We start from the raw sequence: 1,578 nt of genomic DNA on the forward strand, positions 1-1,578 counted from the left end.
TTAAGCTTTCTTTCTAATTCAACTATTCGCTCCTGTTCAGGCGTTAGTTTTAAATTACCTTTTCCTGGAAAACTATTCGACCCGTATTCTTGATAGTCTTTGCGCCATTTATATAATAATGAGGATTTTATTCCAAGTTCTCTAGCTAATTCGGAAATATTACTTCTTTCGTAACTCAGTTCTACTGCTCGTAATTTAAAAGAAGCATCGTAATGATTTTTTTGTCCTTTCATCATGTTAAGATAAGTTTTATACCTTTTCTTACTATGGAATTTTTGTTAGGACATCCATTCTCTTGTTCAGAAGAAAAAAAACACACTAATGACGTTTTGAATTTAAAAGAAGATATTTATCTAAATAATATTTTACTTTTTGAAATAAACAAAAATACTATTATAAAAAATTTTGGTAAACCAATTAATATTTCTAAACCAGAGTATGAATGTGGTTCTTATTCAAACGAAACCCAAAATGCAGTTTTTGAAACATTAAATTACACTGGATTTCAATTTATAGGTTCTAATAATAGTGTTTATTCATTAGAAAATATTAATTTCAAAAATTTACCCGAAAAACAAATTTTCAGAATAAAAAATATAATTTTAAACAAAGAAATAAAACAAGAAGAAGCTGTTAAAGAATTTAAAAAATATTATAATTTTAATAAAGAAGATAATTTTCTAATATTCCCAACTAATTCTGATTTTAAACTTATTTTAGAGTTTGAAAACAATAAATTATCTAAGTGTTATTTTGAAGAAAGCTGTTAATATGTTTCAAAATAAAAAATCTTATAACACATTTTATGTAAAATATAAACCTCCATTTGGAGGTTTTTTCATGTCATTATCCTAAGTTTTTTGCAACAAAAAACACACCTTGCTATTTTCTGATTTTAGTATAAAAATTAATAAAACGATGCATTTTATACTACTTGCTTATTTCTGTGAAATACTACTTTTAAAAATCAACTAACTATACTACATATCAATAAATTACAACAATAATTACTACTTTATTTTAGCTAAACTAGTAATTATATTTTATAATCACTTGATTATCATAGGAATACAAAACAAATCGGGGTATCCCCGATTACTGCTTGCTATTCCTACTTTCATTCGGAATACCTATTTTTTCTCTGTAAATAATTTTCTCCAAAATTAGGTAAATATCAAAATGTATGTAGATAAATACACTCGTAAAGAATTGATTAACATTTAAATATAAGATAAAAAACTAAAATGTATGTACAATATACATACATTTTAAAATTAAAAATATTATATATATCTGATAACCAATAAATTAAAAACACGTTCCCGTGTTTCCTCTCGCTCTTTTTTTTACCCCTATTTTTTACCTTTAAAATGAGTTCCGAATTTTGATTTTCCTTTTTACCAAAAAGGCAAGTTGTGATTTTTCTGTATAGACAAATCCATATCTTGCATCTAATTGAAATTTTAAGAGATTTTTTAAGAAAAATTAGCTTAAAAAAACACATTTTAGAAAAGAAAAAACGAAAAAAAAGAAAGCCATTTCAACAAGTGCAGCATCACTAAATTTTATATAAAAAGT

General features: G+C 24.2%; 2 protein-coding genes. One reads left to right on the forward strand and one right to left on the reverse strand.

Annotation, left to right across the window (positions count from 1 at the left end):
• The coding region (locus QHG34_RS15805) for a transposase (protein WP_282631183.1) at positions 1-236 on the reverse strand (236 nt) is incomplete at its 3' end.
• Positions 237-329: 93 nt separating this feature from the next.
• Between QHG34_RS15805 and QHG34_RS15810 the strand changes: the two genes are divergently transcribed.
• The gene (locus QHG34_RS15810) at positions 330-770 is read left to right on the forward strand and encodes a hypothetical protein (protein ID WP_282631184.1); all 441 of its coding nucleotides are present in this window, start codon (positions 330-332) and stop codon (positions 768-770) included.
• The last annotated feature ends 808 nt before the right edge of the window (positions 771-1,578 follow it).

It is taken from the genome of Empedobacter sedimenti (genome assembly GCF_030005555.1).
In the GTDB taxonomy this organism is placed as follows: Bacteria; Bacteroidota; Bacteroidia; order Flavobacteriales; family Weeksellaceae; genus Empedobacter; species Empedobacter sedimenti.